This window comes from Aureivirga sp. CE67, from assembly GCF_015767245.1.
Taxonomy (GTDB): domain Bacteria; phylum Bacteroidota; class Bacteroidia; order Flavobacteriales; family Flavobacteriaceae; genus Aureivirga.
Window position 1 is genome coordinate 42,997 of the sequence record NZ_JADOTV010000028.1, and the last position, 9,287, is coordinate 52,283.

The following is a 9,287-nucleotide window of genomic DNA, read 5'->3' on the forward strand; positions in this document are numbered from 1 at the left end:
AATTATGATCCAATTTTTTCAATTAAACGATTGATTCCTGTTTTATACTTTATTTCATGTAAATCAAAATAAGTGAAAGCAAGCATAAATGTCAAAATAGCATTTAGAAAGTATGAAGCAATACTTATTAATAAATTTAAAGCAAAATAAAGAGGATCTTCTCCATATTCATATAATCCAGCTCCTTCTTTAATATAGTTATAAACAATACTTGGAACAGAGAAAGAAAGTGTAAGTACATAAATAATAAGAAATACTACAATCATAGTTCCAAATGTCACCCACCAATTATCTTTAATCAACTTAAAACATTCTCCTATAGAATCCGTTACCGATTTATTTTCTATAATCATTATTGGAAAACCCATTGAAAATACAATTGCAAAATAAATTGCAGGAATCACAATGATAAAGAAGCTTACAAAAATTATTAAATAGATAATAAAAGATAAACCTATATAACTCCAAAAACGTTTGTAAACACCTCTTCTTAAAAGTTTATATTCTACTTTTCCTTCATTTTCATTATATAATCTTAGATAATTTAAAACAGTTCCGGCAGAAAATATATTAACAAAAAAACCTAAGAAATAACCTAAATAAGATTCTATTAAAATAACTTCTGTGTAACTTAAAATATCATAATTGGTAGCAGAATACAAAAAAGCAAATTCTACAAAAATTGCTATTGCTATATAAATCCATATTATTTTTAAGTAAAAAGAAAAGAAACGCTCTGATTCTTCTCTGATAAACTTAAAAGAATCCGTGATGATATCTCCTAGTTTTCTATATTTATAAAGCTGCATCATGATTCTTATTTTTTAATTCTTTATTCAATTTTATCGGGTAATACACATAGTAAAAAATAACCATGAATAAGGATACTCCAATAATCATAATTGCTAACCAATCTGGCATTTCAGTATGTCGCGTTACATATCCTTCAAGAAATCCTGCTAGGATAAAAAATGGTACTGTACTTAAAACTATGGTTACACCATCTTTTGCTCCTTTTTTGAAAGATTCCAATCGGGAATAAGTTTTGGGAAAGAGAATACTATTTCCCATTACCATACCTGCGCAACCTGCAATAATAATCACCGAAATTTCAATGGTACCATGAATCCAAATTGTACGAAAAGACTCCCACATTAAATCTTTATCAATGAAAAAATATAAAAATGAACCTAGCATAATTCCGTTTTTCATCATGATATAAATAGAACCAACTGTGAAAAACATTCCGAAAGCAAAAGCAAGCAATGCTACTCGAATATTATTTATCGTAATTCCGAGAAACATGTCCATCTTATTTTTATCCTTATAAACGGCCATCGGATCATTATTATCAATATTATCCAAAGTCATATTTACATATCCATCTCCTAGAATTAATCTTACAAAATCTATATCCGCATAAGAAGAATACATTCCAACCAAAGTAAAAAAAGCAAAAACTGAAAAAGCAATCAGTAATTGTTTTTGATATTGATAGAACATAATCGGAAAATCATATCTATAAAAATCAATCAGACGTTTCTTAGATTCTTTTTTGGTTTTATAAATTTTTCGGTGTGATTCTGCTGCTATTGAATTAAGATAAACTACAATATTACTTTCAGGATAAAATGTTGCTGCATAGCTCAAATCCTCTGTAACTTCAATGTATAAATCCGATAATTTATTAGGAGAAATCTCTTTGTTATTTCGGATTACATCTTCAAAAAGTTGCCATTTTTCTTTATTCTTTTTTATAAAAGCTGCTTCATGCATTTTTTTAACTATTTTTGTCAAAAATAAATAAAATTATGGAAAGATTTCAAATTCAAACAGCACATAATATAACTATTTCACAAAATATTGCTCCTCCTACAAAAAGAATTGGAGCTTCTTTGATTGATTTACTTATAATTGCTGTCTATTCTTTAGTGATGCTTTATCTTATAAATGACTTGAATTTGACCAATAATTTTTTTGTTATTACAATCTGTACTTTACCTGCAATGTTATTTACTTTGGTTTATGAAATTCTTAGTAATGGTAAAACTCCAGGGAAAACAATTTTAAATCTTCGTGTAGTTCAAATTAATGGAGATAATCCTACAATTATCAATTTTATATTAAGATGGCTTTTAAGAATTATTGATATTTTTACAGCTGTAGGATCTGTTGCTTTACTTTCTGTTTTATTTAGCAAAAAAGGGCAAAGACTTGGAGACTTTGCAGCAGATACAACGGTAATTTATGAAAAAGAAACAATTACTCTAAAAGATACTTTAGCAACAAATATTGAGGAAAATTACGTTCCTCTTTATCCACAAGTTATTTCGCTTTCAGCTAAAGATGTGGAAACAATTAAATCAATTTACAATCAATCTTTAAGAGGTGGAGATTATAATACCATTCTAAAAATACATAATAGAGTTTTAGAGATTACAGGAATTGAAACTAATGAAAAACCTGTTGCTTTTATTCCTAAAATTGTAAAAGATTATAATTATTACACACAATTATAATTCATGGATTTAATTTCCCACATGTTTACAGGGTTAGCTGTAGGAAGTGTTTTAGCTAATTTTTCTACAAAAAACTGGAAACACAAGCTTTCCATTATTTTTTTTGGAGGTTTGGGTGGTGCACTTCCAGATTTTGATGCTATTTCACTTTGGTCAAAATTTGATATGACATTTGGGAAATTATTTCAACTTTCACATTCTGGTAAAGATATTTATTTCGGGAAATTTTGGTATTCTCATCATGGAGCAATGCATTCTATTTTTGCTATTTTACTTTTTATACTATTATTTTTTCTGTTTAAAATTCTATTTCAAAAGAAATTCAAAACGAAAAATATCCTTTCATATTTTAAAGAAAAACAACTTATTATTTTTGCTTTTGCACTAGGATATTTCTGTCATCTTTTAGAAGATATGCCAACGCCAGCAAGTGTTTGGAGAGGAGTTAATTTATTATTCCCAAGTAAAAATTACGTTGGTGGTTTCGGAAAAATTTGGTGGTGGAATAATTACGATTTATTCTTAATTATTTTCTCTGTTTTTAGTTTAAATATTCTTCTAAATTTCTTTCCAAATACATTAAAACACTTGAAATCAAAAATTGCGTGTTCTATTTTCTTTTTTGGGTTAATTCTTTTTTTATACCAAATAAATACACGTTCTGTAGATTTTTCTTACACAGGTCACACCAAAAATTATCAAAAAATGGAGCAACAATCTAAAGAAATTCAAAAGCAAATTCTTGGAACAAAACTCTATAATAAAATGGCTTGGTTGGATTCTAAAATTCCGTTATATTTTTAGAAAAATCAACCCATGAAAAAAATAATCTTTTTCCTTCTTTCTATATTCGCATTTTTAAGTTGCAATGAAGAAAAATTTAAAGCTCTAGACGTCGAATACATCGACGATATAGATTATTTAGTTTTAAAAAGTGACAGAAAAAACCTTTACGAACTTCCTTTAAATTGGAACAAAGACAGCATTCAATATTTTGAAAAAAAACATCCAAATCCGGATAAATTATCTAAAGAATTATATCAAAAGTTAGAATTCAGAAATTATTGGATTAAAGACTCTTCAAATCAAGTCAGACACATTAGTTACCCTCATTATAAAAGTTTTACTTCTAAATTTAACGAGAAAAGTAATTTCTTTTATTTTAAATCATTACATAATTGCACGGATATTCCACACTTATTTGATATTGAAAGAAGAAAAGATACCATTTTAATCACCTCTCCTACTTCACCTGAAATTGCTGAGTTTATTATAGAAAATGAAAAAATAGTAAAAAAGAATCATCAGTATATCAATTTTGATGATGGATCAAAACACCTCAAAAAATCTGTAAAATATTATACTTACTATGAAAATGGAAATTTAAAAAGCACAAAAGAAATCATTATAAAAGGAAATAAAAGTTTAGATCCTTTTTTTAGCCTTAAAATAACTTTTGATGAAAAAGATACAATTTTCAAAGATTATTTTTATAAGAATAAAGATTTAGATTATGTAAAAACGCAATGTAGCTTTTACAAAGATTCTATAAAATTTTCAGATAATTTACCCGTTTTTAAAAGAGTAGTTCTTCATAAAAAAGATACTATTTTAAGAAAGTTTACAACGATAAAATAAAAAATTGAGATCTTATTTTATTTTTAGCTATTTCTCTTTATTCATTTGTTTTAATTGATTTTCTGTAGATAAAAAACAAAAAACACTTCCAATAAAAAATTCAATAATTGAAATAATTGGAATTAAAGGAGGTTCTTTTGTTAGATCTATATTTGCTGTGAAATACAATACAATTTGTGTTAGAATAACTATTATAGGAACGAATAACCATCTTTTCGCAAAATATTTCTGAGAAAACCTCCAATTTTCAATATTCTTTACCGAACGTTTTGTTCTGTAACCATACATGAAATTTATTTCTTTTGGTGGAAATAAATACAATAATAATGGAATCAAAATTATAAGGAAATCAAATACTAAAATTGAAATTATTTCTTTTGACATTTTTACTTTTTTTTTAAAGTTTTTATTTATACAAAACTTGAATTTAAAGTTATCTAATAAATTTCATAAGACAGTATAATTAATTCAGTACCAAATTATCACTTCATCTAAAAGCTTACTATTTCAAAGTAAAGAAATAATTATTATTGACAAAAACACTATTTATTTAAAATTCATTTAACTAACTTTAATAGAGAACATTAAAATCTTTTAAAATGAAAAATACATTACTTATTTTTTTTATTTCATTTATTAGTTTCGGGCAAATTAATGATGAAAATGTTTCTTTACTAACTTCTTCGGAGGGAAATCCTAAAATTGAAGAAATTCAGATACAACTTTTCAATGAGGGAACAGACGAATATGAAAATCAATACAAAGAAGTTTATGAATTTGATGCAAACGGAAACAAAGTTCGTTTAGAAATATATTTTTGGAATACTGAAGATGAAGAATTTATTCCTGAATATAAAACTACTTATGTGTATGATGATGAAAACAGATTAATTAAAGAAAGCTCTTATCAATGGAATTTTACGGTTGAAGAATTTATTAAATATAATGAAGTAAGTGTCGTTTATGACGAATTCGGTAGAAGAATTGAACTTAATTATTATAGTTACTATTTTGAGGAAGATAGCGAAGTTTTCACAAAAGCTATTCTAACTTATGATGGATATTTTATTGAAAATTATACTGCATATGTAAAATCTCCGGAAACTGCAAATGAATTTATAGAATTTGAAAGAGGATTAACTTACACACAAGGAGAAAATAATACAACAACCGTAGAAATCGAAACGAAAGAAGGACCTGATAGTGAGTGGGAATTATTTTATAAAAGAATTATTCAATTTGACGATAACTACAACACCATTTTAGAAGAATATTACGAATATAATAATGAAATGTATGCTCCAGCTTCAAAAGAATCGTATGTGTATGATTTGACCAATAATAAATTATTAGAATCATACGATTACGCAACTTCTTCGGATGGAACTCAGTTTGAAAATAGTGCGAAATACATCTATACTTATGATGGAAATACTACAAATCAAATGTATTATTATTGGGATCCTGAAACTGAAGATTTTATTTTAAGTTCCAAATTTAAGGTTGTAAAAAATGATGCTGGTCAAATAACTGAAAAAGAAAATGCAAACTGGAACAATATTGATTCAGAATATGAACCAACTACTCGATATGTTTATAATTATGAAAATGGATATGTAAGCACCGTAAATACTTTTCAAGGAATTCCTTTCGGGTTTCATTCTGAATCCACTTACACTCCGATTGTAGAAGATGGAGTTTTATTAGAAAGAACGGAAAGCTACCAACTTCTGACAGATGAACCTGTAGAGAGATATAAATATATTTACAACTTCCCAGAATTAGATGTAGAAAAATCAAATAATTCGCTAACTGAAATTACTTTATACCCAAATCCAATCAAAAATAATTTCACCATAAATAATGCGAAGAATTCTAAAATAGAAATTTATAATTCTTTAGGTCAAAAGGTTTTTGATCAAAAAATCATTTCTGAAATCCAAAATTTCCAAATGAATAAATTAGATAATGGATTATATTTCGCAAAAGTTATAAAAGAAAATAACAATAAAACTTTTTCAATTTTAATTCAAAAATAAAACACTTCAAACCTGTTTATCTTTAGTTGAAAAACTATTTTTAAACAGGTTCTATATTTTCAGCTTCATAATATTGTTTTGAATATTTTGATTTAAAATCACATCAATTCCTTCATTCCAAAAAAAAGACTAACCAAAAATCTGATTAGTCTTTCCAATTTTATTCATTATAATTTTGTAATTCTTGCACAACCCAATCGCCGTCTGATTCTTTTGTCAGATACGCTTTGACACTTACATCTTTCAATTTCCCATTTACAGAAATATCAAAAGCAGCTTCTCCATAATCATTCGTATAATTTACCTGACCAGACATAAAAAATCCATAACCTTCAATTCCTCCAGTTTCTTCCAATATTTCTGGATTATTTTCTATTGCCATTATCGAAGCTTTATAAGCATCTGATTGTTTAAGTGTCGAAATCACAAAAAAGAAAAGGAAAAAACAAACAGTCAAACCAAGAGAAATAATGGTTCCAATTCTTAATCCGACAGGAGATTTTTTCTCCGATTTTATAACCACCGTTTTTGCTAAAACATCTCCAATTCTCTGCTTTTTTTCATTTGAAGCAAAATAAATAAACTCAATTGGCCAGATAACAATCAATAAATTTCGAACAACAGTCTGCCCAAACGAAGGAGCTTTCTCCAAATCATCCATCCTTCTAATCTTGATTCCCATAATCCATTTCCCAATACTCGTCCCATTATATCCATCTTTTATCAGATACAGAACAATTGCTAAAATGAAAACAAAAACAAGGCTCCCTAGTTTTTTAAAAACATCCAATTGACTAGCATTATCAAAACCTATGATAGAAAAAATAATCGTCATCAATATGGAAATAATAATAAAATGATCTATTGTAAATGCAACGATTCTTCGTTTTCTACTTGATAATTTTCTCTTAAATTCAAATTCCTGTATTTCTTTATCCGTGTACATAATTCTTTTTTTTCGTGTTTATACTAGCAATATATTTAGAATATTTTTCCAAATGTAAGATATTTATCATTTGAAATATCAAACTGAATTTTATTTAAATATTTTGGCTAAAATAAAAATTCTAACAAATTATTTATAATATCTAAGTTTAAATTTATGAAAAACACAAAGCAATTGAAATAAAATTATAATTTGGGCGAAACCATTTTTCTTCGTTTCCAAAAACTCAGAAAAAGGTCGGGCTTTTCGTTTCTAGTTTTGTTTTTCAAAAAAAGAATTTCTAAAGCAGCCGTGGGCTTCTAAGGTCGCCTCCGTTGCCAAAGAAATTCTAATTTTTGAAAAAAACAAAAGCTATCCACTACAATCCCTTTCGCAAGAAAAACACAGTTACCTCTTCAAATCTAAATAGAATCACAACTTATCTTCAACTGTTTAAAAACTAAGCTTTTTTCCGTAAATTTATGTAAATCACTGTTTAAAAATTTTAACGATGAAAGAATATTCTGCAAAAGATAACCAAGAAGTAAAAGATGTTGTATTGATTGGAGGAGGAATAATGAGTGCAACTTTAGGAACTTTTCTTAAATTATTAGAACCTAGCTGGAGCATCGAAATTTTCGAACGATTAGAAGATGTAGCTCTAGAAAGTTCCGACGCTTGGAACAATGCAGGAACAGGACATTCCGGACTTTGCGAATTAAATTATACACCACAAAAAGAAGACGGAACAATTGATATCAAAAAAGCCGTTGGTGTTGCAGAAAAATTTGAAATTTCAAAACAGTTTTGGTCTTATTTGGTAAAACATAAATGGATTTCAAATCCATCAGATTTTATCAATTCCAACCCACATATGAGTTTTGTTTGGGGAGACGAAAATTCGGATTTCCTTAAAAAAAGATATGAAACCATGAAAGAAAACTGTCTTTTCGAAAACATGATTTTTTCAGAAGACAAAAAACAACTTCAAAAATGGATTCCACTTATCATGGAAGGTCGCAAAAACGGAATGAAAATGGCGGCAACCAGAAACGAATTAGGAACCGATGTAAATTTCGGTAGTTTAACCAGAAAATTAATCACGCTACTTATAGAACATAAAAACGTAACGCTATCTTTAAAACACGAAGTTGCACATTTACACCAACACAAAGATGGACTTTGGGAAGTTGATGCAAGAAATTTAAAAGACAGAACACATAAAAAAGTTTTAGCAAAATTTGTGTTTATTGGTGCTGGAGGTGGCGCTCTTCCACTTTTAGAAAAATCACATATCAATGAAGGAAAAGGATTTGGAGGTTTTCCTGTAAGCGGAGAATGGCTAAGGTGTACGAATAAAGAAGTAATTGAAAAACATCATGCAAAAGTTTATGGATTGGCTTCTGTCGGTTCTCCTCCTATGTCTGTTCCTCATCTTGACACAAGAGTTATCAATGGAGAAAAAGCTTTACTTTTCGGACCTTATGCGGGATTTAGTACTAAATTTCTAAAAAAAGGTTCTTTCTGGGATTTACCTTCCTCTATTCAATTTGATAATATCATGTCGATTATCGGAGCAGGAATTCATAATGTAGCACTTACAGAATATTTGATTAAACAAGTTAGACAAACTCCAGAAGATCGTTTTAAAGCTTTACAAGAATATGTGCCAGAAGCAAAAATGGAAGATTGGGAATTAGTTATGGCAGGACAACGAGTACAAATCATTAAAAAAGATTCTGATCAAGGTGGAATTTTAGAATTCGGTACAGAAGTAGTTCATCATGATGATAAAACAATTGCCGCATTGCTTGGAGCGTCACCAGGAGCTTCCACTTCTGTCTCTATAATTCTAGAAGTTATACAAACTTGTTTTGATGAAAAAATGAAAACAAAAGCTTGGCAAAAAAAATTAAAAGAAATGATTCCTACTTTTGGAGAAAAACTTTCCGAGAACAAAAAGCTTTGTCATGAAACTAGAAAACATACACATCATGTATTAAGGTTAAAAATTTAAATAATATTTATAGGTCTTAATATCTTTTTACACGGCTTTTTCATAAAAATAAATTTGATTTAAAAATCTTATTCAACTCATCTTTATTATAAGCTAACTTTGTTCTTATTTGCTTAAAATTCAATTTTTCTTTTGATCTTTGTAGTAAA

9 protein-coding genes are annotated in these 9,287 nt (G+C 27.7%); 5 read left to right on the forward strand and 4 right to left on the reverse strand.

Annotation, left to right across the window (positions count from 1 at the left end):
• Positions 1 to 2 precede the first annotated feature (2 nt).
• Both I0K12_RS20355 and I0K12_RS20360 read right to left on the reverse strand, forming a co-directional pair.
• Complete coding sequence (locus I0K12_RS20355) at positions 3 to 812, reverse strand: hypothetical protein (protein WP_196890026.1); 810 nt, start codon at positions 810 to 812, stop codon at positions 3 to 5.
• A complete protein-coding gene (locus I0K12_RS20360; RefSeq protein ID WP_196890027.1) occupies positions 796 to 1,776 on the reverse strand; it encodes a stage II sporulation protein M in 981 nt (326 codons plus the stop codon). The genes I0K12_RS20355 and I0K12_RS20360 overlap by 17 nt, the downstream gene beginning before the upstream one ends.
• Before the next feature lie 35 nt (positions 1,777 to 1,811).
• On the opposite strand from I0K12_RS20360, the gene I0K12_RS20365 reads away from it, so the two are divergent.
• From I0K12_RS20365 to I0K12_RS20375, 3 genes are read left to right on the forward strand one after another with little or no spacing between them, the layout of a single operon-like run.
• Positions 1,812 to 2,519: an RDD family protein gene (locus I0K12_RS20365; RefSeq protein ID WP_196890028.1), complete on the forward strand. Its 708-nt coding sequence runs from the start codon at positions 1,812 to 1,814 to the stop codon at positions 2,517 to 2,519.
• A gap of 3 nt (positions 2,520 to 2,522) precedes the next feature.
• Complete coding sequence (locus tag I0K12_RS20370) at positions 2,523 to 3,323, forward strand: metal-dependent hydrolase (RefSeq protein ID WP_196890029.1); 801 nt, start codon at positions 2,523 to 2,525, stop codon at positions 3,321 to 3,323.
• 12 nt (positions 3,324 to 3,335) lie between these two features.
• On the forward strand, positions 3,336 to 4,157 hold the full coding sequence (locus I0K12_RS20375) for a hypothetical protein (protein ID WP_196890030.1): 822 nt from the start codon (positions 3,336 to 3,338) through the stop codon (positions 4,155 to 4,157).
• A gap of 27 nt (positions 4,158 to 4,184) precedes the next feature.
• Here the strand turns inward: I0K12_RS20375 and I0K12_RS20380 are convergent, their stop codons facing one another.
• Positions 4,185 to 4,541, reverse strand: coding sequence for an SdpI family protein (locus I0K12_RS20380; RefSeq protein WP_196890031.1), 357 nt, complete (start codon positions 4,539 to 4,541; stop codon positions 4,185 to 4,187).
• Between the two features lie 215 nt (positions 4,542 to 4,756).
• Here I0K12_RS20380 and I0K12_RS20385 point away from each other — a divergent pair, with 215 nt between their 5' ends.
• The gene (locus tag I0K12_RS20385) at positions 4,757 to 6,196 is read left to right on the forward strand and encodes a T9SS type A sorting domain-containing protein (protein WP_196890032.1); all 1,440 of its coding nucleotides are present in this window, start codon (positions 4,757 to 4,759) and stop codon (positions 6,194 to 6,196) included.
• Between the two features lie 160 nt (positions 6,197 to 6,356).
• Here I0K12_RS20385 and I0K12_RS20390 read toward each other — a convergent pair whose 3' ends face one another.
• Positions 6,357 to 7,142 carry an RDD family protein gene (locus I0K12_RS20390; RefSeq protein WP_196890033.1) on the reverse strand — a complete coding sequence of 262 codons (786 nt, stop codon included), beginning with the start codon at positions 7,140 to 7,142 and terminating at the stop codon, positions 6,357 to 6,359.
• Positions 7,143 to 7,632: 490 nt separating this feature from the next.
• Here I0K12_RS20390 and I0K12_RS20395 point away from each other — a divergent pair, with 490 nt between their 5' ends.
• Complete coding sequence (locus I0K12_RS20395) at positions 7,633 to 9,138, forward strand: malate:quinone oxidoreductase (protein ID WP_196890034.1); 1,506 nt, start codon at positions 7,633 to 7,635, stop codon at positions 9,136 to 9,138.
• Positions 9,139 to 9,287: the final 149 nt, after the last annotated feature.

Coding starts and splice junctions, on each gene's coding strand:
- I0K12_RS20355 (WP_196890026.1), bottom strand. CDS start 812: ATGATGCAGCTTTATAAATATAGAAAACTAGGAGATATCATCACGGAT.
- I0K12_RS20360 (WP_196890027.1), bottom strand. CDS start 1,776: ATGCATGAAGCAGCTTTTATAAAAAAGAATAAAGAAAAATGGCAACTT.
- I0K12_RS20365 (WP_196890028.1), top strand. CDS start 1,812: ATGGAAAGATTTCAAATTCAAACAGCACATAATATAACTATTTCACAA.
- I0K12_RS20370 (WP_196890029.1), top strand. CDS start 2,523: ATGGATTTAATTTCCCACATGTTTACAGGGTTAGCTGTAGGAAGTGTT.
- I0K12_RS20375 (WP_196890030.1), top strand. CDS start 3,336: ATGAAAAAAATAATCTTTTTCCTTCTTTCTATATTCGCATTTTTAAGT.
- I0K12_RS20380 (WP_196890031.1), bottom strand. CDS start 4,541: ATGTCAAAAGAAATAATTTCAATTTTAGTATTTGATTTCCTTATAATT.
- I0K12_RS20385 (WP_196890032.1), top strand. CDS start 4,757: ATGAAAAATACATTACTTATTTTTTTTATTTCATTTATTAGTTTCGGG.
- I0K12_RS20390 (WP_196890033.1), bottom strand. CDS start 7,142: ATGTACACGGATAAAGAAATACAGGAATTTGAATTTAAGAGAAAATTA.
- I0K12_RS20395 (WP_196890034.1), top strand. CDS start 7,633: ATGAAAGAATATTCTGCAAAAGATAACCAAGAAGTAAAAGATGTTGTA.